The sequence below is a fragment of the Bacillus thuringiensis genome, from assembly GCF_001182785.1.
GTDB lineage: Bacteria > Bacillota > Bacilli > Bacillales > Bacillaceae_G > Bacillus_A > Bacillus_A thuringiensis_S.
The window spans coordinates 4,926,985-4,951,496 of sequence record NZ_CP012099.1 but is presented as its reverse complement, the minus strand read 5'-3'; the positions used below and the strand labels follow the sequence as shown (position 1 = coordinate 4,951,496).

The window sequence follows — 24,512 nt, the reverse complement described above, 5'->3', positions numbered from 1 at the left end:
TATGGGAGGCTATAAAGTATGATTGTAACAACAACGTCTACAATTTAAGGAAAAGAAATTATTGAGTATATCGATATCGTCAATGGAGAAGCGATTATGGGCGCGAATATCGTTCGTGACCTCTTCGCTTCTGTCCGTGACGTTGTCGGCGGTCGTGCGGGTGCTTATGAAAGTAAATTAAAAGAAGCGCGCGACATTGCAATGGAAGAGATGAAAACTTTCGCAAGACAAAAAAATGCGAATGCAATTGTTGGTATCGACGTGGATTACGAAGTAGTTCGCGAAGGAATGCTAATGGTTGCTGTGAGCGGGACTGCTGTTCGTATATAAAAGTAAAAAGCCGTGCTGATGCATGGCTTTTTACTTTATATGTCGAAGTTTCAATATTTCTTGGGAAATGCGGAAGGCCTTGTCGATATATAGGGAAGACATTAGAGCGCTTCTTTACATTTCCGTATTTGAACTAATAATGTTTCGTATTCTTGGTTGAGAGATGTGATGTCATCGTGCTGATTTGGAATGGAAATTCGGCCGATGATTTCTGTTAATTTTGTTTGTAATCGTAACAATTCTTGCTCAGTAACGTTTACAGAATCTCCGGTGGCTCTTTTAGTGTATTGCTCGTAATTACCGTGGAAGATTCTTGGTTCACTCTCATCTACTTGGAGAATATGGTCTGCAACAGAGCGAATAAAGGCACGGTCATGGCTAATAAAAAGTATTGTGCCAGGATATTCTTGTAACATGGTTTCTAATTCTTCTTGCGTTGCTAAGTCTAAATAGTTTGTCGGTTCATCTAGCAGAAGCATATTATAGTTTCCTAAAAATACTTTTGCGAGTGCAACCTTCATTCGTTCACCCCCGCTTAGAACGTGCACAGGTTTATGAACATCCTCACGGCGGAATAGAAGCCGTGCAAGTATTGTGCGAACGAATGCTTCCGTATAGTTTGTTTCTTCTAGAACGTTTTCTAAAATGGTTTTATCTGTTTTTAAAATAGATAATGTTTGTTCGAAGTATCCAACTTTACAACTTTTCGATAGCTGCATGCCACGCTCGTTTGTGAGAAGCATGTTGAACAAAGTGGTTTTGCCGCTTCCATTTGCCCCTAAAATAGCTAGTTTTGCACCAGGGACAATAGTTCCATTCATATTTTTAAATAGTGTGCGGTCGCCTATTTTCTTTGTTGCTTTATTGAACTGTACTGCGACCTTACTATGAATGGGTGTATGGTATTGTACGTCAAACTGAGCTTGAGAAAAATCCTTTGGCTTTTCTTTCTTTTCTAATTTTTCGAGACGTGTCTCTAATGCTTTTGCTGCTTTACTAACCTGTTCTTGGCCATGAGCCCCACTTAATTTATAAAGTTTAGATTCAGATGAACTGAACCGTGTTGGGATTTTTGTCATGCTAGAAGCACGTTGCTTTTTTTGTAAAATGGATTGTTCTAAACGATTTTTTTCTTGTACGTATTGCTCATATTCTGCTTGTTTTTGTATTCGTTCACGTTCTTTTTGCTTTCGATAGTTGGAATAATTCCCTTTATACTCTTGGATAATACCGTCTTCAATTTCAATAATTTTGGTACATATATTATCTAGAAATTCACGATCATGCGATATTAAAACAAGTGCTCCTTTATAAGATGAAAGTGCCTTTTCTAATTGCTCTGTACCGACCATATCTAAGTGGCTTGTTGGTTCATCAGCGAATAAAATGCCTGCATTTTGTTCGAGAGCATGGGCAATCTTTAGCCGCATTCGTTCATCGCCGCTCATTACGTCGGTAACGTTTGAAATACTCCATTTTCCTTTTGCAAGGGAAGATGGAGTTTCCGGTAGTTCCTCGCTAAGCTGAGGAATGATGCTGATAGAACTATGATGAGTTACTATGCCTCTGTCGGCTTCTATTTCTTTACTTAATATTTGTAATAACGTAGATTTACCAGCTCCGTTGACTCCGACAATACCTATGCGATCCTGTGCTTGAATTTCCAGTGATGGTAACGTAAATAGTGTGCGATCACCAAAGCTCTTTTCAATATTACTTGCGAATAAAATAGTCATAAAAAAACCTCCCTAGTTTCACTAGAGAGGATAAACGTCGCCCTTGTATGTAAAAAATCGTATATAAATAAACGATTTTTTACATGATCGTTTCGAAAGAAAGTATCGACAAATGGACAGACTAATCCCCTGCTAGTTTTCATCATTTTTGTTCACTATTTGTGATGGATGAAATAAATAAGAGAATTAGAACTTCATTGGTCAAAGTACCTTCCTTTCATAATATTACTTTTATTGTATGCGCATACAAAAGGGTTTGTCAAACTTATTTCTATTTGCTATTTTTGAATTCATTATTATACAATTGTGCTTTTGCCAACGCCTCAGCATCGTTTTTGATTTCATCTAATCCATTCGCATCCCCAATAACATAACCTTCAAATGATGAACCAACAAAATCAAAGATATATTGGAATTGAGCGATAAGCGGTAATGCTTTTAGCTTTGGATTGTCCCCGCCAACGATGACAACATACATTTTTTTGCCTTTCATTTTTTCTTTGAAATGAAGAGATGTATCGCGCAAGCTTTGTGACCAGCGATCAACAAAGTTTTTCATATGTCCACTCATTCCGTACCAATACAATGGTGTAGCAAAGATGATTGTATCGTGCTCTAACATACGCTCGATTAACTGCTCGTAGTCATCATTTACAGGTTGGAATCCTTCTGCATCATGACGCTGATCTATGATTGGGTGGACGATATGATCACGCAAGTAAATTTGTTCTGTTTCAATTCCATCAATCACCATATGTGTTAAAGCTTCTGTATTTCCGTTTTGTCTTGAACTGCCTTGTATAACAAACATGTAATCATCCCTTTTCTTTTGTTTGCTTTAGGAGTGAAACGTGTTTTTGCAAATTCGTTTGAATGCTGGAAAGTAATGAGATTTGCTTTGTTACTTCATTGAGTTTATCTTCGTAAAGCGTAAGGATGCTGCTGCACGGATTGTCGTACAGGTGCGGCTCGATTTCGAGGCAGCGTAGCATCCTTGCTGTCTCGTCTAAATTTAGGCCGAGCTGTAAGTACATTTGGATAAGCTCTACTTTTTCAACGGCACTTTCGTCGAAATCACGATAGCCATTTGCAAGGCGCTTAGAAGGGAGTAATCCTTTTTCTTCATAATGTCTTAGTGATCTTTCGCTAACCCCGGTTTCTTTTGATAATTCTCCAATTCGCAATGCGTTTCACTCCCTTTAAATGTATTGTAAACCTTCACACTAATGTGAAGGTCAATGCTGTTTTTTCGCAAAAGAGTCTACATGATTTAAAAACACCTGAATAGCTTTAGACGGGATGAAATATTTGCCGCGCACGATGGAGAACGGGCGGATGAGTTGTTCATTTGGAACTTCGACGTGGAATAGCTCTTTTGCCAGTAGCTCTTTTCGTACAGTCCAATCAGAAAGGATAGCGATGCCAAGCCCGGCACTAACTGCTTCCTTTACGCTTTGGATACTACTAAATGTAAAGAATCGTTTCATTTTCAAATGGTGTTGATGAATAAAACGATCGCTATAAGCGCGTGTACCAGAACCACTTTCCCTTAATACCCATACTTGATCTTGGAGTGTGCTTTCATTTATTTCATTTGTGCGGAGCAATGGATGATTTGGCGGAACGACAAGCTTCATTTCATCTTGCATAAACGTTTCAACGTCAACATCAGCGTATATGACTTGCCCTTCTACTAGGCCGATATCAATTTGATTAGAGCGAAGGCTTTGCAAAACGTCTTCTGTATTTGAGATGAAAGTATGAACTTCGACGTGTGGATTTTCATTCGCATAGTTAGCCAGTATTTTTGGAAGTAAGTATTCGCCAATTGTGAAACTAGCACCGATGCGAAGAGTTCCTGTTACAACGTTATGTAGTTCGTTAATTTCTTGTTTGGCTTCTTCGTAAAGAGAGAGCATTTGCTTTGCATGTATATATAATATGTTTCCAGCTTCCGTAACTTGGACGTGCTTCGGAGAGCGTTGAATAAGTGTAGTGCCAAATTCGTTTTCTAAGTTGCGTATATGCATACTTACTCCGGGCTGTGAAAGGTTTAATAATTCTGCTGCACGTGAGAAGTGTTTCTGTTCAACGACAGTAACAAAAATTTTTAAAATATCTACGTTCATATAATGGGCTCCTTTCTTTTTCTATCATCTTATCATAAGTATTTCTGATGATAGAGATTTGGTATTGGTATTAAACTTATTATAGAAACTCTCTTATAATGTAAGTAGAAAGAACATGCATGTTCCAATACGATTATTGGGGTGGTACAAGGTGGAACAAACACTTGTTATACAAAAGAAGAAGGGCTTTGGATTTTCGCAAGGAATTGGGATTACATTATTAATCGCAATTGCCGCGAAATATTTAGCAGAGCTTCCATTTTTAAATATTATGGGACAATTAGTAATTGCTATTCTAATTGGGATGGTTTGGCGCGCTGCAATTGGAGTTCCTCATGATGCGATTGCAGGAACGAACTTTGCGAGTAAGAAGTTACTGCGCTTTGGGATCATCTTACTTGGAATGCGATTAAATCTTGTTGATATTGCGAAGGCGGGACCGAAAGTATTGGTCATCGCGGCGGTTGTTATTACATTTACTATTTTTGTTGTATACGGACTAACGAAAGTATTTAAAGTAGAAAAGAAACTTGGGATTTTAACAGCATGCGGTACGGCAATTTGCGGCGCGGCCGCGGTCGTGGCAATTGCACCGCAAGTGAAAGCAAAAGATGACGAAACAGCAGTTGGAGCAGCGATCATCGCAATTTTAGGTACAATATTTACGCTTATTTATACGTTATTATATCCAGTGCTTGGTTTATCTCCATACGGATATGGAGTGTTCTCAGGGGCGACACTGCATGAAATTGCTCACGTAATTGCGGCTGCGGCGCCAGGAGGAAGCACGGCTGTAGATATCGCAGTTATCGTGAAATTAACGCGCGTTGCAATGCTTGTACCAGTAGCGATTTTAATCGGATTATGGTTTGGTAAGAGTGAAGGTAGCGAGGAAAAAAGATCATGGCGCGACCTTCCAATTCCATGGTTCATCTTCGGGTTTTTAGCAATGAGTGCAGTGCATTCGCTTGGGATTATTCCAGAAGTTGTTGCGGGATACATTGTTGTCATTGCTTATATGCTAATCGCAATGGCGATGGCGGGGCTCGGTTTAAATGTAGAGTTTAAAACGTTCCGTAAATTAGGAAGTAAAGCATTCGTGGCAGGACTGATTGGCTCGGTTTGCTTATCGGTTCTTGGATACGTTCTTGTATGGGGATTAGGATTTATGTAAGTAGGACGAAGAAGCTGTTCCAAAAGATATTTTGGGGCAGCTTCTTTCTTATGCTTATGGTGCTACTGATGTTGATATTTGTCGGTAAGTCGATATATTTGGGAAATCGCCGATATAAATGGAGTTGCGCTGATATATTTAAAAAATCGCTGATATAAATTGAATTACTCTTGTACTTTGTTAGAGAAGATATGCAGTGAAATGTTTTTCTAAAATTTGTAAAGATATCTTTACTTTTGAAGGTGGATCCTATGGGTGTGAAAAATAAAATAAAAGAGTTAAGAAAGCAAAATCATATAACACAAGTTGAAATGGCAAAGGCGATGCAGGTGACGCGGCAGACAATCGTGGCGATTGAAAACCATCATTATAACCCGAGTCTAGAGTTATCCTTAAAAATCGCCAAATATTTTGGAGTGAAGGTGGAGGAAATGTTTACGCTAGAGTAAGGGGAGGAAAAATGAACGATACTAAAAAGTTATTTATAGGTGCGACTTTTGGATTGTTTTTAGGAGACATTATAGTTCATATTATGAATCCGGCTATACCAATTTTACCGCTCGTAGTGAGTAACGTTTTAGCAATTGTATTTTTGATAGTGTATGTGTATTACAAAAAACGTAAGTACAAAAAAGAAGAACTTCCCGATATAGATGAGCGAGTAAATGAAAATATAAAAAAGCATGTAAACGTCTCATTTGTATTCGCATTTCTGTTGCTTATTGTTTATATTGTTGCGAGTAAAGCAATAGGCAGGGCTGTTATACCAGTGCAAGAGATATTTATAATATGTAGTTCCTTATTTGCAGGTAGTCTCATTATAGGAGTTATGGTAGGAAAACGAGCATAGCGATAGGGGGAATAAAAAATGCAGGATGAGTTTGAGAGATTTCAGTCAGATAAAGCGTTTAAATATGTAGGGCTATTTTTTACGATTAGTTTAGCGATATGGAGTTTATATAATTTAATTGTTGATGGAAATGCTGGTATGCCGTTTGTTTTATTTGTACTAGGGCAGTGGGTGTATTTTCTTGTGAACTATTGGCCGAAGTGGAAATATAGAAATCGAAAAGAGGTTGATCATGTATGAGTAAGAGAGAGGTCATGAGATTCGTAGGGAGTTTGCTTGTAGCAGGAATTCTTTTAAATACGAGTTTAATGATTTTAAGTATTTCGTAAGGAACTATTTTTATATCGAATGTAGCGCTAGTCATTTTATATGGAATTTCGGAATATAAAGAGCAGAAGCGTTTGAAAGAAGAGGGAGTACCATCGATTGATGAGCGAGTTGTGAACAAGATGAAGTCATATTTTACGATTTGTATTACAAGCTTCGTTTTCTTGTTTATTATGTATCTTTGTGTAAATAAGTATTTAGATAGGCAAGCAGTACATGTAACTGAGCTATTATATATTGCTATTTTTGGTTTATTAATAAGTATCGCATCAACGAGCGTATTAGCAACAAGGGATAATAGATAGAAAAAGGGGAACTGGGATGGGATTACCGGTGTTATGTGTCGCTACAGCTATATTTGCGCTTCTTTGGGGAATGCAAAATTTTTCTCGTAATCCAGTGCCGAGTATTTGTATTATGATTGGTACTGTAGGTTTATCGTATTATTTATTATTATTAGCCCATTATCATAAAACGGCAACGAGTGTTGTTGTTGGAGCACTTATTTTATTTTGTGGGCGCGCCATACAAAAGGGGTTATTTCCATAAAAGCTGTTTATACACTTTGTATAAACAGCTTTTTGTATTTTTTTTACAAAATGCTTGAAAGTGACGTAACGTCATCTTTTATAATGAGGGGGAAGAGGTGATGGTAGTGATTTCAATACAAGAATTGACGAGGGAAACAGGGGTTACAGTACGTACACTACGTTATTATGATCAAATAGATTTATTAAAGCCGAGCGGAAAAACAGAGGGTGGGCATCGGTTATATAGTGAAGCTGACGTTATTCGTTTGCAACAAATTTTATTTTTAAAAGAAATGGGATTTTCATTAAAAGAAGTTGCGAATATGTTAGTAAAAGGTGAGCTGGATTTGAAAAAATCACTTGAAAACCAACTTCGATTTGTACAAGAAGAGCAAAAGAAGTTCAATCGAATGGAGCGTGTTTTACAAGCGGTTGTTTATTCGGTAGATGTAGAGGGAGAACTTGATTGGAAAGTTATGTTTGAACTTATTCAGCTTTCAAAACAGTCTCCTCGTATACGTGAAATATTTCAAAATGAAGTATTTTCAAAGGAAGAACAAAAGTTGCTTCATAATTTGCCGAATATGAGTGAGGAAGATCCGAATGTTTTAGAATGGGTAGATTTATTAAAGCAATTACGTATTTTTATGAAAGAGGGTAAAGAAGCCGCTAGTGATGAGGTACAAAGGGCAATGAAGAGATTAATGCAAAAGTGTTTAGAAATGGCTAATGGTGACGAAGCGTTTTTAGATAAGTTATGGGAAGTTAGAAAATCAAAGGAAGATTCACAGAAAATGAGCATGTATCCAATTGAAGAAGAGTTTTTATTATATATGGATGAAGCTTTTCGTATTTATGATGAAAGGGAGAAGGATAAATGAGCATACTCGCAGAATATCGTTGGTATTTTTTAATTGGGGCAGAGATTATATTTTGGTTATCGGCTATCGGTTTCTTTTTACTCCGTTACGGATTTCGTTTGAAGAAGGCGAGCTTTATTATGGGGATTGTACTCCTCGTAAATGAAGTGTTTATTTTAACATTAGGGGCAGTGGACTATTATCAAACAGGAAAGTTCTCTAATTTTCAAATTATTACTGTAATTATTTTATTGTATGCAGTTTTCTATGGGAAAAAGGATTTGAAGAAGCTTGATATATTTGCGCAAAAGCTAGTTGCGAAATGGCGTAATGAACCAGCGCCTATTATTGAAAAACAGATAGAATTAACAGGTATGGCCTATGCAAAGCAGGAAATAAAAAATTGGGTATTACATCTTGTTTTATTCGTTGGTGTGCACATATTCTTTTTCTTCGCGTATGGATTTATTCCATTTGAACAATGGGGTAATTGGTTAGAATCGGGAATCGTTTTAAATAAAGCTGCAAGTCGCGTGAGCCAAGTGTGGGCGATTATATTTTTAGTTGATACAGCGATTTCATTTTCATATGTGTTTTTTCCGAAGAAGGAGAAAGGAAAAGAAAAGCTACTTTCATAGTTGAAAGTAGCTTTTGGGTATACAAATAATTTTTATAGGAGAGGATGACAATAGGAAAAAGAATCAGTTTTATATGTCTATTTCTTTTTACTTTAGTAGCATGTTCACCATCTAACACTACAATTGATAAGAAGAACGATGTCATTGTAAAGGGAACCAGGATTTCCAATCTAGATAAATTTGAAAAGTTCGTTTTGAATGTCGAGCAAAGGGAAGTTGATAAAATAAGAATTGTACAGTATACCCTTGAAGGGGACCCGATTTTTCAAACGTTAGAGTATAGTGGGAACGATATATTTTATGTGTCAGATAATAGAAAAGACAAATTTGCTGGGAAGGATAAAGGGTTACATAAAGATAGTTGTAAAAGTATTGTTAAAGACCAGCGCGAATCAGGAATCACTTATAGGCTAATAGATTGTACGAATGAAGCTGGGCGCAATGGATATGACTTAGTATATGTACCTAAAAAATAGAGTTAGTAGAGGAAGGAAGTATTTACTCCTTCCTTTTTCTATGTGTATATTGTCGAAAACTTTACCGAATATCTGTTCGTTTTTTTAGGTTTTTTATAGGCATTCGTGGTAAAATAATAATACAGATTTTTATGAGGAGGTCGGATTTTACTTGGAACATCAATTTGAAATTATATCAGCGTATTCCCCGCAAGGTGATCAGCCGGTAGCTATAGAGAAGCTTGTAGAGGGAATTAATAGTGGAAAGAAAAAGCAAGTGTTGCTTGGAGCGACAGGAACGGGTAAGACATTTACGATTTCAAATGTCATTAAAGAAGTGCAAAAGCCAACACTTGTTATGGCTCACAATAAAACGTTAGCAGGACAGTTATATAGTGAGTTGAAAGACTTTTTCCCGAATAATGCAGTTGAGTATTTTGTTAGTTATTACGATTATTATCAGCCGGAAGCGTATGTACCACAAACAGATACGTTTATTGAAAAGGACGCGCAGATTAATGATGAAATTGATAAATTGCGTCACTCAGCAACGTCTGCATTATTTGAACGGGACGATGTAATTATCGTTGCGAGTGTTTCGTGTATATATGGTTTAGGTTCTCCTGAAGAATACCGCGAGTTAGTTGTATCACTTCGAGTTGGTATGGAGAAGGACCGCAATCAATTGCTTCGTGAACTTGTTGATGTACAGTATGGACGTAATGATATTGATTTCAAGCGTGGTACATTCCGTGTGCGCGGAGATGTAGTTGAAATCTTCCCAGCATCACTTGATGAGCATTGTATTCGAATTGAATTTTTCGGTGATGAAATCGATCGTATTCGTGAAGTAAATGCGTTAACAGGTGAAGTATTAGCAGAACGTGATCATGTAGCAATCTTCCCAGCATCTCACTTCGTTACACGTGAAGAGAAAATGAAGGTCGCTATTGAAAATATTGAAAAAGAATTAGAAGAGCGTTTAAAGGAATTAAATGATAACGGTAAGTTGTTAGAAGCGCAGCGTATAGAGCAGCGTACACGTTATGATTTAGAAATGATGCGCGAGATGGGCTTTTGTTCAGGGATTGAAAACTATTCCCGTCATTTAACACTTCGTCCAGCGGGTGCAACACCGTATACGTTATTGGACTATTTCCCGGAAGATTTCTTAATTGTTATGGATGAGTCGCACGTATCAGTGCCACAAGTAAGAGCGATGTATAACGGGGACCAAGCACGTAAGCAAGTGCTTGTGGATCATGGATTCCGTCTGCCGTCAGCTTTAGATAATAGACCGCTCATGTTTGATGAGTTTGAGGAGAAAACGAATCAAGTTATTTACGTTTCGGCGACGCCAGGACCGTACGAGTTAGAGCAGTCACCAGAAGTAATAGAACAAATTATTCGTCCAACAGGGCTTTTAGATCCACCAATCGATATACGACCTATTGAAGGGCAAATTGACGATTTATTAGGAGAGATTCAAGATCGTATTGCAAAAAATGAACGTGTATTAATTACGACTTTAACGAAGAAAATGTCAGAGGATTTAACGGACTACTTAAAAGATGTAGGAATTAAAGTTAACTATCTTCACTCTGAAATTAAAACGTTAGAACGTATTGAAATTATCCGCGATCTTCGCCTTGGTAAGTTTGATGTACTGGTCGGTATTAACTTATTACGAGAAGGATTAGATATTCCAGAAGTATCACTTGTAGCGATTTTAGATGCTGATAAGGAAGGGTTCTTACGTTCAGAGCGCTCATTAATTCAAACAATTGGTCGTGCCGCGCGTAATGAAAACGGCCGAGTTATTATGTACGCAGATCGTATAACAAGATCAATGGGAATTGCAATTGAAGAAACGCAGCGTCGTCGTACTATACAAGAAGCCTACAATAAAGAGCATGGTATTACGCCGAAAACGATTCAAAAAGGCGTACGTGATGTAATCCGTGCAACGACAACTGCTGAAGAGACAGAAACATACGAAGCAACTCCTGCTAAGAAAATGACGAAAAAAGAGCGTGAAAAGACAATTGCGAAGATGGAAGCAGAGATGAAAGAAGCAGCAAAAGCGTTAGACTTCGAGCGTGCAGCTGAACTAAGAGATTTACTATTAGAATTAAAAGCGGAAGGGTGAAAAGAGTGAGTAAGAGCAAGGATTTTATCGTTGTAAAAGGTGCTAGAGCACATAACTTAAAAAATATTGATGTAACCATTCCGAGAAATCAGCTTGTCGTTGTAACGGGATTGTCTGGTTCGGGGAAATCATCATTAGCATTTGATACGATTTATGCAGAAGGGCAGCGCAGATACGTAGAATCGTTATCTGCGTATGCGCGCCAGTTTTTAGGACAAATGGATAAGCCGGATGTAGATACGATTGAAGGATTGTCACCAGCGATTTCAATCGATCAAAAAACGACGAGTCGTAATCCACGTTCAACTGTCGGAACGGTAACGGAGATTTATGATTATTTACGTTTATTATTTGCGCGAATTGGTACGCCAATTTGTCCAAATCATGGGATTGAAATTACATCACAAACAGTAGAGCAGATGGTAGACCGTGTTCTTGAATATCCTGAACGTACGAAATTACAAGTGTTAGCTCCTATCGTTTCTGGTCGTAAAGGTGCACATGTGAAAGTACTTGAAGATATTAAGAAGCAAGGATATGTTCGTGTACGTGTTGATGGTGAAATGCTCGATGTGTCTGAAGAGATTACGTTAGATAAAAATAAGAAGCATTCCATTGAAGTTGTAATTGACCGTATTGTTGTAAAAGAAGGAATCGCAAGCCGTCTTGCTGATTCACTTGAAAGTGCATTAAAGCTTGGCGGAGGCCGAGTTTTAATCGATGTAATGGGAGAAGAGGAACTTCTATTTAGTGAACATCATGCTTGTCCGCATTGTGGTTTTTCAATCGGAGAATTAGAGCCGCGTATGTTCTCATTCAACAGTCCGTTCGGAGCTTGTCCTTCTTGTGATGGACTTGGTTCAAAGCTAGAGGTAGATTTAGAACTTGTTATCCCGAACTGGGATTTATCATTAAATGAACATGCGATTGCACCTTGGGAACCGACAAGTTCACAATACTATCCACAACTTTTACAATCTGTATGTAATCACTACGGCGTTGATATGGATATGCCTGTGAAAGATATACCGAAAGATTTATTTGATAAAGTGTTGTACGGAAGCGGGGAAGAGAAGGTTTATTTCCGCTATGTAAATGAATTCGGTCAAGTAAAGGAAAATGAGATTTTATTTGAAGGTGTTATTCCAAACATTGAACGTCGTTATCGTGAAACGAGTTCCGATTACATTCGTGAGCAAATGGAAAAGTATATGGCAGAACAAGCTTGTCCGAAGTGTAAAGGCGGCCGTTTAAAGCCTGAAAGCTTAGCTGTTTTTGTTGGTGATAAAACGATTGCTGACGTAACGAAGTATTCAGTTCAAGAAGTACAAGAATTTTTCTCGAATGTAGAGCTAACGGAGAAGCAACAAAAAATAGCTCATTTAATTTTAAGAGAAATTCAGGAGCGCGTTGGATTCTTAGTGAACGTTGGTTTAGATTATTTAACGCTAAGTCGTGCGGCTGGTACGTTATCAGGTGGTGAGGCGCAGCGTATTCGTTTAGCGACGCAAATTGGTTCTCGTCTAACTGGCGTACTTTATATTCTTGATGAGCCTTCAATTGGTTTACACCAGCGCGATAACGATCGTCTTATTCGTACATTGCAAGAAATGCGCGATTTAGGTAATACATTAATCGTTGTTGAGCATGATGAAGATACGATGATGGCTGCTGATTATTTACTTGATATCGGACCAGGTGCAGGTATTCACGGTGGGCAAGTTGTATCGGCAGGGACACCAGCTGAAGTGATGCAAGATGATAATTCGTTAACAGGAAAATATTTAAGCGGTAAAGAGTTTATTCCAGTTCCACTTGAAAGACGTAAAGGTGACGGACGTAAAGTGGAGATTGTCGGCGCAAAAGAGAATAACTTAAAGAATGCAAAAATGTCATTCCCACTCGGTACGTTTGTAGCGGTAACAGGTGTATCTGGATCAGGTAAAAGTACGATGATTAATGAAGTACTATATAAATCGTTGGCGCAAAAGTTATATAAAGCGAAAGCGAAGCCAGGTACTCATAAAGAGATTAAAGGTCTTGAAAATTTAGATAAAGTAATTGATATTGATCAATCGCCAATTGGTCGTACACCACGTTCTAATCCAGCGACGTATACAGGTGTATTCGATGATATTCGTGATGTGTTTGCACAAACGAATGAAGCGAAAGTGCGCGGATATCAAAAAGGACGTTTCAGCTTTAATGTAAAAGGTGGACGTTGTGAAGCGTGCCGTGGTGATGGAATTATTAAAATCGAAATGCACTTCTTACCAGATGTGTATGTTCCGTGCGAAGTTTGTCACGGTAAACGATATAATCGTGAAACGTTAGAAGTGAAATATAAAGATAAGAATATTTCTGAAGTGTTAGGGATGACAATTGAAGATGGAGTAGAATTCTTCGCCAATATTCCTAAAATTAAGCGTAAACTTCAAACGCTTGTAGATGTTGGGCTTGGTTATATGAAATTAGGTCAACCAGCAACAACATTATCTGGTGGGGAAGCACAGCGTGTGAAATTAGCTTCTGAATTACACCGTCGTTCTACAGGTCGTACGTTATATATTTTAGATGAGCCAACGACTGGTTTACATGCGCATGATATTGCACGTCTTCTAGAAGTGCTGCAACGTCTTGTTGAGAGCGGTGAGACGGTACTTGTAATTGAACATAATTTAGATGTGATAAAAACAGCGGATTATATTGTTGACCTTGGACCAGAAGGCGGGGACAAAGGTGGACAAATTGTTGCTTCCGGAACGCCAGAGCAAGTAGTGAAAGAAGAGCGCTCGTATACAGGTAAGTATTTAAAAGAGATTTTAAATCGTGATAAAGCAAGAATGAAAGAGAAAATAAAAGAAGTAGAATTATCGCAATAAGTGTGTGAATAAAAACCGAGTGGAAATGACACTCGGTTTTTATTGTATAGGGGGAGAAGATGGAGTTTTTAGAGGTGTTAAGAAAGAAAAATATGAAGGTAAGAGAATTTCAAAGTTGGGGTGTATATTTTCGAAAGTGCTGGGAGGATCACTTTGCAAATCATTTAAGTGATAAAGAAAAAGAAGATATTTTTCTTCATGGAGATAGGTATGCATGTGGTTATCTATGGCACATATTTAGTTATGAGAAAAAGAAGTGTTTAGAGGGTAAAGAAGCGGAAAACGAGTTTCATAATGAAGTGAAAAAGGAGTGCTACATTTTCTACCAACACTGTGATGATGTATTGCTAATAAAGGATGCGAGTTTGTTACATATGGATGATATATTGTGTGAGACAGACGATGCGTATAAAGGTGATATCTATATGGTAGATAAAGATTTCACTTGGACCTTTGTGAAAACTCATGAACATAGGTGGTGCGGCCCTTATTTCACAAAGAAGTGTTAGTAGGTATACAAGCATGAAGAGTAGAATAAGTTGATATAAGTGTTTGTATCATACTTGCGTTTATTATCTATTAGCGTATGATGAAATATATATGTCAAAAGGATGTGTAAGAAAATGAGATGGATTGTATCACTTCTTGTAAATAGCGTTGTGTTAATCGCTGTATCGGGGCTTTTAAAAGGGATTGCACCAGATGCATTTTACGTAGCAAATATACAAACTGCAATTATTGCGAGTATTATATTGGCGGTTTTAAATGTGTTCGTAAAGCCGTTTTTAATTTTAATTACGCTACCAATTACTGTTGTAACTTTCGGCTTCTTCTTAATTGTTATTAATGCGATTACGTTAAAAATAGCAGATTCATTATTAGGAGATGCTTTTAATATATCAGGATTTGGTGTAGCGATTGTTGCGGCAATTTGTATTTCAATTTTTAATATGATTATTGAAAAGGCAATTGTGGAACCTCTATATGAAAAAAAGAGAAAATGACAAAAAGAAAAACATTTCATTATTCGTATGAAATGTTTTTTTCTATTTATTAGAAACCGTATTTCTTGTTTCCAGAAAAAAATGGTACAATATCCGGTAGAATGGAATTTTACATCAAACGAGACTGAACCCGCAGCGGAGTGGAGGTTTATACATATGCCAAAAGTAAGGACAAAAGATTTAATTGAACAATTTCAATTGGAGTTAATAAGTGGTGAGGAAGGAATTCATCGTCCGATTGATACAAGTGATTTATCACGACCTGGAATTGAAATGGCAGGATTCTTTACATATTATCCAGCTGATCGTGTGCAGCTTCTTGGAAAAACGGAGCTTACGTTCTTTGATACGTTAACAACAGAGCAAAAACAAGAGAGAATGAAAGCGCTTTGTACCGAGGAGACGCCATGTATTATTATAACTCGTAATCAAGATGTACCAGATGAGTTATTACAAGCATCACGTGAATCAGGCATGCCTTTATTACGTTCTTCTCAAACGACAACGAGATTATCAAGTCGTTTAACTAATTATTTAGAAGGTAAGCTAGCACCAACAACTGCTGTTCATGGTGTATTAGTAGATATTTACGGTGTTGGTGTTTTAATTACAGGTCAAAGTGGTGTTGGTAAAAGTGAGACAGCTCTTGAACTTGTGAAGCGTGGTCACCGCCTTGTTGCGGATGATAGTGTAGAAATTCGCCAAGAAGATGAAGATACATTAGTAGGAAGCTCACCAGATTTAATTGAGCATTTATTAGAAATTCGTGGTCTAGGTATCATTAACGTTATGACGTTATTCGGTGCAGGGGCAGTGCGAAATTATAAGCGTATTACACTTGTTATTAATCTTGAAATTTGGGATCAAAAGAAAAATTATGATCGCTTAGGTCTTGATGAAGAGAAGATGAAAATTATTGATACAGAACTTACGAAGATTACACTTCCAGTTCGTCCTGGTCGAAACTTGGCTGTTATTATTGAAGTAGCAGCGATGAACTTCCGTTTAAAGCGTATGGGAGTCAATGCAGCACAGCAGTTCTCAGAACGATTAATGAGTGCGATTGAGTTAGGAAATCAGGAGTAAACATTGGAGAGGGAGGTCATACATATGCTGTTAGGTTCTGTACCGCAGCTTGACCGCGTAGCTGTCCAACTTGGGCCGTTTCCTGTTTATTGGTACGGGATTATTATCGGTACAGGTGTGCTATTAGGTCTTTGGCTAGCAACTCGCGAGGGAGAAAGGCTAGGTATTCCAAAAGATACATTTGTTGACCTTGTATTAATTGCAGTACCGATCGCTATTCTATTTGCGAGAATGTACTATGTTATTTTTGAATGGGAATATTACGCGCAAAACCCGAGTCAAATTATTAATATTCGTCAAGGTGGCTTGGCGATTCATGGTGGTTTAATCGGAGCGGTTATTACAGGGATTCTTTTTGCAAAGCGACGCGGGGTTTCATTCTGGAAGTTGGCGGATATTGCTGCACCAAGTATTTTACTAGGACAAGCAATTGGCCGATGGGGAAACTTTATGAACCAAGAGGCGCATGGTGATGAAGTAACGAGACAGTTTTTAGAAGGTCTTCATTTACCAGATTTCATTATTAATCAAATGTATATTGAGGGTGTGTATTATCATCCGACGTTTTTATATGAATCATTATGGAATTTTGCAGGTGTAATTTTACTACTTGCATTAAGAAAAGTGAATTTACGCCGTGGAGAGTTATTCTTCACATATTTAATTTGGTATTCAGTAGGACGCTTCTTCGTAGAAGGCTTACGTACAGATAGTTTAATGCTAGGACCACTTCGTATTGCGCAAGTAATGTCAATTGGACTTGTTGTTATTTCTATTATTTTCATTATTGTGAGACGAAAAATGGGGCAAGCTGATAAAAGATATTCGGAAAATTAGAGAAAAGTAGCATCTTATTATAAGATGCTGCTTCTTTCATATTCAGGAAGGCGAAAGGACTAAGGCAATGAGAATAAATACAGTGTTATTTGATTTAGATGGAACTTTAATTAATACAAACGAACTTATTATTTCTTCTTTTTTACATACTTTAAATACATATTATCCAAATCAATATAAGCGTGAAGATGTGTTGCCATTTATCGGTCCATCTTTGCATGATACTTTCAGTAAGATTGATGAAAGTAAGGTTGAAGAGATGATTACAAGTTATCGCGAATTTAACCATGATCATCATGATGAATTAGTAGAAGAATATGAAACTGTATATGAAACGGTTCGAGAGTTGAAGAAGCAAGGTTATAAAGTTGGTATTGTTACAACGAAAGCGAGACAAACCGTTGAGATGGGATTACAGTTGTCAAAGCTTGATGAATTTTTTGATGTTGTCGTGACAATTGATGATGTAGAGCATGTGAAACCACATCCAGAGCCACTTCAAAAAGCGCTTGAATTATTAGATGCAAAACCAGAAGAGGCATTGATGGTTGGAGATAATCATCATGATATTGTTGGTGGTCAAAATGCGGGGACGAAAACAGCTGCAGTTTCATGGACGCTGAAAGGTAGAGCGTATTTAGAAGCTTACAAGCCGGACTTTATGCTAGATAAAATGAGTGATTTGCTACCGATTTTGTCTAATATGAACCGTTCATAAAGGTCCAAGTAAGTTAGTAGAGGAGCGAGCTAAGTGCGACGGACAACGCGCTATCCTGTTTCAGGAGAAAATTCATTATGGAATGTGTATAAAACAGTTTCTTTTTGGAAGGTAATGAAAAACTTTATTATTATCCAAATTGCGCGTTACACGCCATTTTTATCTGTGAAGAATTGGTTGTACCGCACTTTTTTACGGATGAAAGTAGGAAAGAAAACATCATTTGCGCTTATGGTAATGCCGGATATTATGTTCCCGGAAAAGATAACTGTGGGAGAGAATTCGATTATTGGCTATAACACAACGCTTTTAGCACATGAATATTTAATTCGTGAATATCGACTTGGGGAAATCGTCATTGGAAATGAAGTGATGATTGGAGCGAATGTAACAATATTACCAGGTGTGAAAATTGGAGACGGTGCGACTGTCTCAGCTGGCACACTTGTTCATAGAGATGTACCGAGCGGTGCTTTCGTAGGTGGAAATCCAATGCGTATTATTTATACGAAAGAGCAAATGATCGCAAGAGAAGGTTCATGGTGAAAATGTAACATTTCTCCTCTTTTTTTATGAATAAAAAGGAAATAATTGAGTATAATATACTGTTTTGTTTTTTACGGAATCGTTTATACTTATAGATAGAAGAATGTGTGAACGAAGAAAACAAAAAACTGGAGGATATATGGGGAAAAATCAAAGGATATATAAGGAGAACGGACAAGTTATCTCTTTTAATCAATTAGCGGAATTCTTTTATAAAAAAGGGATGAGAGCTTACAAAGGGCAAAAATTGCAAGATGCAATTAAATATTTTCGAAGAGCGGCACAAAGTGAGAAGGAGCCGTTTATTTTATGTCAATTAGCAACAGTATTATCTGAGGCTGGTGAATATCAAGAGTCGAATCAAATCTTCTTAAAGTTAGTTAGATCTAATCCAGAACTTGAACAGTGCTATTATTTTATTGCAAATAATTATGCATATATGGGGTTATTTCAACAGGCGAAGAAATATGCGGATCGTTATTTAGAAGTTGCAAAAGAGAAGGAATTCGTAGAAGATACATTAGAACTTCTTGAGATTATGGAAGAAGAAGCAATGGGTGCGGAAGAGATTGAAGATGAAGATGATTTAATTGTTATGCAGGAAGAAGCGAATCGCTATATTCGTAATGGACAATTGGAAGAAGCAATTGCTACATTAGAAATTGTTACGAAAGATTATCCGGAATTTTGGTCAGGTCATAATAATTTAGCCATTGCACATTTTCAATCGGGTAATGTAGACAAAGCACTGAAGTTAACAGAAATGATTTTAGAGAAAAATCCTGGTAATATACATGCGCTTTGTAATACGCTTATTTTTCTATATTCAATTGGAGAGCATAAACAAGTAGAAGCGTTAGCGGGACAGCTAGTTTCAGTATATCCGATTTCATTTGAACATCGTTTGAAATTGGGAACTACACTTGCAACAATTGGTTATTTCGAGCATGCATATAAATGGTTCAAACTATTAAAGCGTCAAGGATACGAAGGAGACGTTAGTTTTTATTATTGGTTTGCATATTCTGCTTATATGGTGAAAGATCAGCAACTAGCTGAAAAAATGTGGCAACATGTCGTGGAATTGCATCCTGATAAAAAGGGAAAAGAACCGTGGAATGCGCTGAATTTAGCAGATGAAGGACAAAACGTGTTATTTGAAGAATTACGAAAATCATTTCAGCAAAGTGCGACGTTAGAAGAACAAATGCTAGCTTTATATTTAATGAATGAATTGTCAACGCCGGAGAAGGTTGGATTCTTCTTTGATATAACGCAAGCGAAGAACGGTGTTCCCATCGTATCGCAACTTGCAAAGTACTTCTTTTTACTTAATAGTCATAAGAGTATTCCAGCTGATTTACAACAATTTGAGCAGTGCGTACGAATCGCGGATGCATTATACAATTATACGAAAAAAGATGATGAATTAATTGAAGAGTGTTTACACTTTTGGTTTTGTACGTTCATACGTTTATATACATCTGGAGACATATTTACAAATGTGTACGGCTGGTCAGCTGCGATTGAATACATTGTACGCGGCGAACAAGGAAATAAAATGACACAGTCGGAGCTTGGAGATGTATATAATGTATCTGTAGCGACTGTCCGAAAGTATGTGCAAGCTGTTAAGCGTACGCACACATAAGATAAGCAAATCATTGGGAAAAAAATGATGCTAACAGTATAATGAGGGTAACTTAATTGTGTAGGAATGGATAGGAGTGAATAGTGTGTCAGAAGAAAAAATTTATGATGTCGTTATTATTGGTGCAGGACCAGCTGGTATGACAGCTGCAGTATATACATCTCGTGCAAATTTAAGCACATTAATGCTTGAGCGTGGTATTCCAGGTGGCCAAATGGCAAACACAGAAGATGTAGAAAACTACCCAGGTTATGAGTCTATTTTAGGACCAGACTTATCAAATAAAATGTTCGAGCATGCGAAGAAATTTGGTGCTGAATATGCATACGGTGATGTGAAAGAAGTCATCGATGGTAAAGAATACAAAACAATTATTGCTGGTAAAAAAGAATATAAAGCACGTGCAATTATCGTTGCAAGCGGTGCAGAGTATAAAAAAATTGGTGTACCGGGTGAAACAGAACTTGGCGGCCGCGGTGTATCATATTGTGCAGTATGTGACGGGGCATTCTTTAAAGGAAAAGAACTTATCGTAATTGGCGGCGGAGATTCTGCTGTTGAAGAGGGTGTGTTCTTAACACGCTTCGCATCAAAAGTAACGATCGTTCACCGTCGTGACACGCTTCGTGCACAGAAAATTTTACAAGATCGTGCTTTCCAAAACGAAAAAGTAGATTTCATTTGGAACCACACTATAAAAGAAATTAACGAAGCAAGTGGTAAAGTAGGAAGTGTAACACTTGTAGACGTAAACAGTGGAGAAGAGAAAGAAGTCAAAACTGACGGCGTATTCGTATACATCGGTATGTTACCATTATCAAAACCATTTGTTGAATTAGGTATTACAAATGAAAATGGTTACCTTGAAACGAACGAACGTATGGAAACGAAAATTCCTGGTATTTTCGCAGCTGGTGATGTTCGTGAAAAAATGCTTCGTCAAATTGTAACTGCAACAGGTGACGGTAGTATCGCAGCACAAAGCGCACAACATTACGTAGAAGAATTATTAGAGGAATTAAAAACTGTATCAGAAAAATAAGGGATAATATACCTTGCGAGAAGAAAGCTACCGACAGGAGCTTTCTTCTTTTTTTGTGTGAAAATGTCAAAATTTCGTCAAAAAATATAAGGATTATAAGCTTTCTTATTGATATACTGGACTTTACGGAAAAAATCACTATAAGAAATGAGGAATTTATTCAGTATGGAATGGCGTAATATATATCGTGGATTTTGTATGGGCGTTAGTGATTTAATTCCTGGTGTGAGCGGCGGTACAATCGCTGTTGTGTTAGGGATTTATGAACAATTGCTTGCGGCAATTAGTGGATTCTTTAGTCGTGAATGGAAAAAACATTTAGGATTTTTAATTCCCCTTGCAGCTGGTGTGGCAGCGGCATTTTTAACGTTAAGTCACGTCATTAAATATTTACTTGCAAATCATTATGAGCCGACTCAATTTTTCTTCCTCGGTTTAATTATTAGTATATTACCGATGTTAATGAGGGAAGCTGATGCAAAGTCGTCGTTTAAAGGTAAGCACATCGTTTTATTAATAGTTGCAGCAATTCTTGTTGCGATTACAGCTTTCTTTAAACCAGATAAGGCAGCAGATCCAATTACGACGTTAACAATTTTAAATGCAATTGGTTTATTTTTCGCAGGATGGATGGCTAGTATGGCTATGCTACTTCCTGGGATTAGTGGATCGTTTATTTTATTAATTATTGGTGTGTATCCAACAGCAATTAACGCTTTAACTACACTTAACTTACCTTTAATCGTGGTTATCGGTGCTGGTGTTATGGTAGGGTTCGTTGTAAGTAGTAAAGGCATTAGTTTTTTATTAGATCGTTATAAAAGTATGACATTTGCGGCAATTATTGGACTTGTAATCGGTTCGATTGTAATTGTATTCCCTGGGATTCCGACCGGCGGATTTTCAATTATAAGTTCAATTATTACCTTTATTTTAGGATTTGCAATTGTTACTTATTTCGGTAAGAAATAAGGGCTTTAATCCCCTTGGCGATAAAAATCGTTAAGGGGATTTTTCATGCTATTCATTAAAAGTCTAAGCATTTACATTGCTTGTTATGGAAAGCTTTTTTAAAATTGCTGAGTAGCATATGCTTAGCGAAAGAGGACTGGCTCCTTCGTTGTAGCAAACTGTTTTTGATAGTATAATGAAAGAAGTATGCAGTGAGGAATTTTACTGCAAGTAGCTGAGGTGAAGAAACATGCAAAGAGTGACAAACTGTGTGTTAATTAGAGATAATGAAGTACTCTTACTCCAAAAACCTCGCCGAAATTGGTGGGTTGCACCAGGCGGGAAAATGGAGCGTGGTGAGACTGTAAGAGATTCCGTTGTTCGCGAATATCGCGAAGAAACAGGTATTTATTTGAAAAACCCAGCGTTAAAGGGGGTCTTCACCTTTGTCATCCAAGAAGGTGATAAAGTTGTTTCTGAATGGATGATGTTCTCCTTTTTAGCGACAGATTTTGCAGGAGAAAACAAACTAGAGAGCGAAGAAGGCATCATTGGTTGGCATACATTTGATAAAATTGATGATTTAGCAATGGCGCCAGGAGATTATCACATTATTGATTATTTAATTAAAGGAAATGGCATAATCTACGGTACATTTGTATATACCCCAGATTTTGAGTTGCTTTCATATCGATTAGATCCGAGTTAAACCGTCAAGGAGAGGATACGATGACAGAGAATAATGATATAAAAATGGTAATTATTACAGGGATGTCTGGAGCTGGAAAAACAGTAGCTTTACAAAGTTTTGAAGATTTAGGATATTTTTGTGTGGATAATTTACCACCGATGTTATTGCCAAAGTTTATTGAGCTTATGGCGGATTCAAAAGGGAAAATGAATAAAGTGGCACTTGGTATTGATTTACGTGGCCGCGAGTTTTTCGAACATTTATGGGGAGCACTTGATGATTTATCAGAACGTACATGGATTATTCCTCATATTTTATTTTTAGATGCGAAAGATAGTACGCTTGTAACTCGTTATAAAGAAACGAGACGTTCGCATCCACTTGCACCAACGGGTTTGCCGTTAAAGGGAATCGAAGCAGAGCGCAATTTATTAACAGATATGAAGGCACGAGCGAATATTGTGCTTGATACATCGGATTTAAAACCGAAAGAATTACGTGAAAAAATTGTTCACTTGTTCTCAACAGAAACTGAGCAAGCATTTCGTGTAAATGTTATGTCATTTGGATTTAAGTACGGTATTCCAATTGATGCAGATTTAGTATTTGATGTTCGTTTTTTACCAAATCCATATTACATTCCACATATGAAGCCATTAACAGGACTAGATGAAGAAGTTTCTTCTTATGTACTGAAATTTAATGAGACACATAAGTTTTTAGAGAAGTTGACGGATCTGATTACTTTCATGCTGCCTCATTATAAAAGAGAAGGCAAAAGTCAACTTGTAATTGCAATTGGATGTACAGGTGGACAGCATCGTTCTGTTACGCTTACAGAATACCTTGGGAAACATTTGAAACCAGAGTATAGTGTTCATGTATCTCATCGTGATGTGGAGAAGAGAAAGGGCCATTAAGGGATGAAAAAAGAGAGAAAGCCTAAAATTGTCATCATGGGAGGCGGGACTGGACTTTCTGTTTTATTAAGAGGATTAAAGCAATATCCTGTTGATATTACAGCAGTTGTTACAATCGCTGATGATGGTGGCAGTTCGGGTAGATTACGTGATGAGCTAGAAATTCCACCTCCAGGTGACATCCGTAACGTACTTGTTGCGTTATCGGATGTAGAGCCACTGGTGGAAGCTTTATTTCAGCACCGTTTCACAACAGGAGACGGACTGAAAGGTCATGCGTTAGGAAATCTATTGTTGGCAGGTATGACCTCGATTACGGGAGACTTTTTCCATGCAATTACGGAAACAAGTAAAGTATTAAATGTCAGAGGACGTGTATTACCAGCAGCGAATCAAAGTGCGGTACTTCATGCGGAACTTGAAGATGGAGAAATTGTCACAGGTGAATCAAAGATTCCTTATTACGGAAAGAAGATTAATCGTGTCTTTTTAACTCCAGAAGATGTAGAGCCATTGCATGAAACGTTGGCTGAGATTAAACGAGCTGATTTACTTGTTTTCGGCCCAGGAAGTTTGTATACGAGTATATTACCCAATTTAGTTGTTAACAAAATTGGGGACGCTGTTCTTGCTGCAAAGGCGAAGAAGGTATATGTATGTAACGTTATGACACAAGCGGGTGAAACGATGGGATATACTGCTTTTGATCATGTGCAGGCGTTACACGATCATTTAGGGCAACCATTTATCAATACTGCAATTGTAAATAACCGTGAGATTCCTTGTGAATTACGTAAGTTATATGAGGAAGAAATGTCTACACCAGTTGTAGTGGATGAAGAACGTTTTGCTGAAAATAATATTGATGTTATTCAAGAGGGATTAGCGAAGTATGATGATCGTGTTGTAAGGCATGATACGTTAAAGTTAGCTTCGATTTTATATTCATTGTTATAAATATGCGTTGCCTCGTTTGAGGTAGCGCTCCTCATTCATATAGGACAAG

The 24,512-nt window shown here is 37.4% G+C and carries 28 protein-coding genes; 24 read left to right on the top strand and 4 right to left on the bottom strand.

Translation table 11 applies throughout. The features are described 5' to 3' along the window. Positions 1 to 57: 57 nt before the first annotated feature. Positions 58 to 330 (top strand): heavy metal-binding domain-containing protein, encoded by a 273-nt coding sequence (locus AC241_RS25680; protein WP_224413697.1) that lies wholly within the window; start codon positions 58 to 60, stop codon positions 328 to 330. 101 nt (positions 331 to 431) lie between these two features. Here AC241_RS25680 and abc-f read toward each other — a convergent pair whose 3' ends face one another. From abc-f to AC241_RS25660, 4 genes are all read right to left on the bottom strand, one after another. Then, a complete protein-coding gene (gene abc-f / locus AC241_RS25675) occupies positions 432 to 2,066 on the bottom strand; it encodes a ribosomal protection-like ABC-F family protein (protein WP_050844710.1) in 1,635 nt (544 codons plus the stop codon). A gap of 271 nt (positions 2,067 to 2,337) precedes the next feature. Further along, a complete protein-coding gene (locus AC241_RS25670) occupies positions 2,338 to 2,877 on the bottom strand; it encodes a flavodoxin family protein (RefSeq protein WP_050844709.1) in 540 nt (179 codons plus the stop codon). A 4-nt stretch (positions 2,878 to 2,881) separates the two neighbouring features. Further along, positions 2,882 to 3,250 carry a MerR family transcriptional regulator gene (locus AC241_RS25665; protein WP_050844708.1) on the bottom strand — a complete coding sequence of 123 codons (369 nt, stop codon included), beginning with the start codon at positions 3,248 to 3,250 and terminating at the stop codon, positions 2,882 to 2,884. Between the two features lie 51 nt (positions 3,251 to 3,301). Continuing rightward, a complete protein-coding gene (locus AC241_RS25660) occupies positions 3,302 to 4,195 on the bottom strand; it encodes a LysR family transcriptional regulator (RefSeq protein WP_050844707.1) in 894 nt (297 codons plus the stop codon). A 151-nt stretch (positions 4,196 to 4,346) separates the two neighbouring features. Between AC241_RS25660 and AC241_RS25655 the strand changes: the two genes are divergently transcribed. From AC241_RS25655 to AC241_RS25545, 23 genes are all read left to right on the top strand, one after another. Then, positions 4,347 to 5,369, top strand: a complete 1,023-nt coding sequence (locus AC241_RS25655) for a YeiH family protein (protein ID WP_000438414.1) — start codon at positions 4,347 to 4,349, stop codon at positions 5,367 to 5,369. A 251-nt stretch (positions 5,370 to 5,620) separates the two neighbouring features. Then, positions 5,621 to 5,818 (top strand): helix-turn-helix transcriptional regulator, encoded by a 198-nt coding sequence (locus AC241_RS25650; protein ID WP_048564224.1) that lies wholly within the window; start codon positions 5,621 to 5,623, stop codon positions 5,816 to 5,818. 11 nt (positions 5,819 to 5,829) lie between these two features. After that, complete coding sequence (locus AC241_RS25645; RefSeq protein WP_050844706.1) at positions 5,830 to 6,219, top strand: hypothetical protein; 390 nt, start codon at positions 5,830 to 5,832, stop codon at positions 6,217 to 6,219. Between the two features lie 18 nt (positions 6,220 to 6,237). Further along, positions 6,238 to 6,459: a hypothetical protein gene (locus tag AC241_RS25640; protein ID WP_050844705.1), complete on the top strand. Its 222-nt coding sequence runs from the start codon at positions 6,238 to 6,240 to the stop codon at positions 6,457 to 6,459. Positions 6,460 to 6,554: 95 nt separating this feature from the next. Further along, positions 6,555 to 6,851 carry an ATPase gene (locus tag AC241_RS25635; RefSeq protein WP_224413696.1) on the top strand — a complete coding sequence of 99 codons (297 nt, stop codon included), beginning with the start codon at positions 6,555 to 6,557 and terminating at the stop codon, positions 6,849 to 6,851. Positions 6,852 to 6,867: 16 nt separating this feature from the next. Further along, positions 6,868 to 7,095, top strand: a complete 228-nt coding sequence (locus AC241_RS25630; protein WP_000524131.1) for a hypothetical protein — start codon at positions 6,868 to 6,870, stop codon at positions 7,093 to 7,095. 100 nt (positions 7,096 to 7,195) lie between these two features. Beyond that, a complete protein-coding gene (locus AC241_RS25625; RefSeq protein WP_050844704.1) occupies positions 7,196 to 7,957 on the top strand; it encodes a MerR family transcriptional regulator in 762 nt (253 codons plus the stop codon). Further along, positions 7,954 to 8,574, top strand: coding sequence for a hypothetical protein (locus AC241_RS25620; RefSeq protein ID WP_050844703.1), 621 nt, complete (start codon positions 7,954 to 7,956; stop codon positions 8,572 to 8,574). The genes AC241_RS25625 and AC241_RS25620 overlap by 4 nt, the downstream gene beginning before the upstream one ends. Before the next feature lie 44 nt (positions 8,575 to 8,618). Beyond that, positions 8,619 to 9,050, top strand: coding sequence for a DUF4362 domain-containing protein (locus tag AC241_RS25615; protein ID WP_029443592.1), 432 nt, complete (start codon positions 8,619 to 8,621; stop codon positions 9,048 to 9,050). Positions 9,051 to 9,201: 151 nt separating this feature from the next. After that, the gene (gene uvrB, locus AC241_RS25610; RefSeq protein ID WP_000400989.1) at positions 9,202 to 11,178 is read left to right on the top strand and encodes an excinuclease ABC subunit B; all 1,977 of its coding nucleotides are present in this window, start codon (positions 9,202 to 9,204) and stop codon (positions 11,176 to 11,178) included. 5 nt (positions 11,179 to 11,183) lie between these two features. Continuing rightward, complete coding sequence (uvrA, locus tag AC241_RS25605) at positions 11,184 to 14,060, top strand: excinuclease ABC subunit UvrA (protein WP_050844702.1); 2,877 nt, start codon at positions 11,184 to 11,186, stop codon at positions 14,058 to 14,060. Positions 14,061 to 14,119: 59 nt separating this feature from the next. Beyond that, positions 14,120 to 14,569, top strand: coding sequence for a DUF4275 family protein (locus AC241_RS25600; RefSeq protein ID WP_050844701.1), 450 nt, complete (start codon positions 14,120 to 14,122; stop codon positions 14,567 to 14,569). Positions 14,570 to 14,683: 114 nt separating this feature from the next. Next, on the top strand, positions 14,684 to 15,064 hold the full coding sequence (locus AC241_RS25595; RefSeq protein ID WP_001267308.1) for a phage holin family protein: 381 nt from the start codon (positions 14,684 to 14,686) through the stop codon (positions 15,062 to 15,064). A gap of 156 nt (positions 15,065 to 15,220) precedes the next feature. Beyond that, positions 15,221 to 16,150, top strand: coding sequence for an HPr(Ser) kinase/phosphatase (gene hprK / locus AC241_RS25590; RefSeq protein ID WP_001127251.1), 930 nt, complete (start codon positions 15,221 to 15,223; stop codon positions 16,148 to 16,150). 24 nt (positions 16,151 to 16,174) lie between these two features. Then, on the top strand, positions 16,175 to 16,987 hold the full coding sequence (gene lgt / locus AC241_RS25585; protein WP_000924240.1) for a prolipoprotein diacylglyceryl transferase: 813 nt from the start codon (positions 16,175 to 16,177) through the stop codon (positions 16,985 to 16,987). A 67-nt stretch (positions 16,988 to 17,054) separates the two neighbouring features. Further along, positions 17,055 to 17,705 carry a pyrophosphatase PpaX gene (gene ppaX, locus AC241_RS25580; RefSeq protein ID WP_001222403.1) on the top strand — a complete coding sequence of 217 codons (651 nt, stop codon included), beginning with the start codon at positions 17,055 to 17,057 and terminating at the stop codon, positions 17,703 to 17,705. Positions 17,706 to 17,738: 33 nt separating this feature from the next. Then, on the top strand, positions 17,739 to 18,251 hold the full coding sequence (locus AC241_RS25575; RefSeq protein WP_016079750.1) for an acyltransferase: 513 nt from the start codon (positions 17,739 to 17,741) through the stop codon (positions 18,249 to 18,251). A 139-nt stretch (positions 18,252 to 18,390) separates the two neighbouring features. Continuing rightward, a complete protein-coding gene (locus tag AC241_RS25570) occupies positions 18,391 to 19,902 on the top strand; it encodes a tetratricopeptide repeat protein (protein WP_016079751.1) in 1,512 nt (503 codons plus the stop codon). Between the two features lie 85 nt (positions 19,903 to 19,987). Continuing rightward, on the top strand, positions 19,988 to 20,944 hold the full coding sequence (trxB, locus tag AC241_RS25565; protein WP_001288078.1) for a thioredoxin-disulfide reductase: 957 nt from the start codon (positions 19,988 to 19,990) through the stop codon (positions 20,942 to 20,944). Between the two features lie 165 nt (positions 20,945 to 21,109). Further along, entirely contained in the window at positions 21,110 to 21,916 is an 807-nt protein-coding gene (locus AC241_RS25560) for a DUF368 domain-containing protein (protein WP_000455196.1), read from the top strand. Positions 21,917 to 22,145: 229 nt separating this feature from the next. After that, the gene (locus AC241_RS25555; protein WP_001190080.1) at positions 22,146 to 22,604 is read left to right on the top strand and encodes an NUDIX hydrolase; all 459 of its coding nucleotides are present in this window, start codon (positions 22,146 to 22,148) and stop codon (positions 22,602 to 22,604) included. A 20-nt stretch (positions 22,605 to 22,624) separates the two neighbouring features. Beyond that, positions 22,625 to 23,506: an RNase adapter RapZ gene (rapZ, locus tag AC241_RS25550; RefSeq protein ID WP_000138459.1), complete on the top strand. Its 882-nt coding sequence runs from the start codon at positions 22,625 to 22,627 to the stop codon at positions 23,504 to 23,506. Between the two features lie 3 nt (positions 23,507 to 23,509). Beyond that, positions 23,510 to 24,463 carry a gluconeogenesis factor YvcK family protein gene (locus AC241_RS25545; protein WP_000712187.1) on the top strand — a complete coding sequence of 318 codons (954 nt, stop codon included), beginning with the start codon at positions 23,510 to 23,512 and terminating at the stop codon, positions 24,461 to 24,463. Positions 24,464 to 24,512: the final 49 nt, after the last annotated feature.

What these genes read in the sequence shown, in the direction of transcription:
- AC241_RS25620 (WP_050844703.1), top strand. Translation starts at nt 7,954, where the DNA reads ATGAGCATACTCGCAGAATATCGTTGGTATTTTTTAATTGGGGCAGAG.
- AC241_RS25545 (WP_000712187.1), top strand. Translation starts at nt 23,510, where the DNA reads ATGAAAAAAGAGAGAAAGCCTAAAATTGTCATCATGGGAGGCGGGACT.
- AC241_RS25615 (WP_029443592.1), top strand. Translation starts at nt 8,619, where the DNA reads ATGACAATAGGAAAAAGAATCAGTTTTATATGTCTATTTCTTTTTACT.
- AC241_RS25670 (WP_050844709.1), bottom strand. Translation starts at nt 2,877, where the DNA reads ATGTTTGTTATACAAGGCAGTTCAAGACAAAACGGAAATACAGAAGCT.
- AC241_RS25645 (WP_050844706.1), top strand. Translation starts at nt 5,830, where the DNA reads ATGAACGATACTAAAAAGTTATTTATAGGTGCGACTTTTGGATTGTTT.
- ppaX (WP_001222403.1), top strand. Translation starts at nt 17,055, where the DNA reads ATGAGAATAAATACAGTGTTATTTGATTTAGATGGAACTTTAATTAAT.
- AC241_RS25570 (WP_016079751.1), top strand. Translation starts at nt 18,391, where the DNA reads ATGGGGAAAAATCAAAGGATATATAAGGAGAACGGACAAGTTATCTCT.
- AC241_RS25630 (WP_000524131.1), top strand. Translation starts at nt 6,868, where the DNA reads ATGGGATTACCGGTGTTATGTGTCGCTACAGCTATATTTGCGCTTCTT.
- AC241_RS25660 (WP_050844707.1), bottom strand. Translation starts at nt 4,195, where the DNA reads ATGAACGTAGATATTTTAAAAATTTTTGTTACTGTCGTTGAACAGAAA.
- AC241_RS25595 (WP_001267308.1), top strand. Translation starts at nt 14,684, where the DNA reads ATGAGATGGATTGTATCACTTCTTGTAAATAGCGTTGTGTTAATCGCT.
- abc-f (WP_050844710.1), bottom strand. Translation starts at nt 2,066, where the DNA reads ATGACTATTTTATTCGCAAGTAATATTGAAAAGAGCTTTGGTGATCGC.
- AC241_RS25555 (WP_001190080.1), top strand. Translation starts at nt 22,146, where the DNA reads ATGCAAAGAGTGACAAACTGTGTGTTAATTAGAGATAATGAAGTACTC.
- AC241_RS25600 (WP_050844701.1), top strand. Translation starts at nt 14,120, where the DNA reads ATGGAGTTTTTAGAGGTGTTAAGAAAGAAAAATATGAAGGTAAGAGAA.
- AC241_RS25650 (WP_048564224.1), top strand. Translation starts at nt 5,621, where the DNA reads ATGGGTGTGAAAAATAAAATAAAAGAGTTAAGAAAGCAAAATCATATA.
- rapZ (WP_000138459.1), top strand. Translation starts at nt 22,625, where the DNA reads ATGACAGAGAATAATGATATAAAAATGGTAATTATTACAGGGATGTCT.
- AC241_RS25560 (WP_000455196.1), top strand. Translation starts at nt 21,110, where the DNA reads ATGGAATGGCGTAATATATATCGTGGATTTTGTATGGGCGTTAGTGAT.
- lgt (WP_000924240.1), top strand. Translation starts at nt 16,175, where the DNA reads ATGCTGTTAGGTTCTGTACCGCAGCTTGACCGCGTAGCTGTCCAACTT.
- AC241_RS25640 (WP_050844705.1), top strand. Translation starts at nt 6,238, where the DNA reads ATGCAGGATGAGTTTGAGAGATTTCAGTCAGATAAAGCGTTTAAATAT.
- AC241_RS25625 (WP_050844704.1), top strand. Translation starts at nt 7,196, where the DNA reads ATGGTAGTGATTTCAATACAAGAATTGACGAGGGAAACAGGGGTTACA.
- hprK (WP_001127251.1), top strand. Translation starts at nt 15,221, where the DNA reads ATGCCAAAAGTAAGGACAAAAGATTTAATTGAACAATTTCAATTGGAG.